The organism is Pseudoalteromonas sp. P1-26, from assembly GCF_001401795.1.
Taxonomy (GTDB): domain Bacteria; phylum Pseudomonadota; class Gammaproteobacteria; order Enterobacterales; family Alteromonadaceae; genus Pseudoalteromonas.
The window spans coordinates 1-341 of sequence record NZ_LKDX01000156.1; the positions used below are offsets into that span (position 1 = coordinate 1).

The window sequence follows — 341 nt, forward strand, 5'->3', positions numbered from 1 at the left end:
CCGGGGCCGGACTTGAACCGGCACGCTGTTACCAGCGAGGGATTTTAAATCCCTTGTGTCTACCAATTCCACCACCCGGGCATCGGGTTTGCTATTTAAAGCAAGTGGATAAAGCTAATATGGAGCGGCACACGAGGCTCGAACTCGTGACCTCAACCTTGGCAAGGTTGCGCTCTACCAACTGAGCTAGTGCCGCATCATATTAACTCTAATATTATTTTTATAACTACATTTGGTATTGTAGTTAACCACAAATGGTGCCCGGGGCCGGACTTGAACCGGCACGCTGTTACCAGCGAGGGATTTTAAATCCCTTGTGTCTACCAATTCCACCACCCGGG

At 49.9% G+C, this 341-nt stretch carries 1 tRNA gene; it reads right to left on the reverse strand.

Going from position 1 to position 341, the window contains the following annotated elements:
* Window positions 1-120: 120 nt before the first annotated feature.
* Window positions 121-196: transfer RNA gene (locus AN394_RS21365), tRNA-Gly, on the reverse strand.
* Window positions 197-341: the final 145 nt, after the last annotated feature.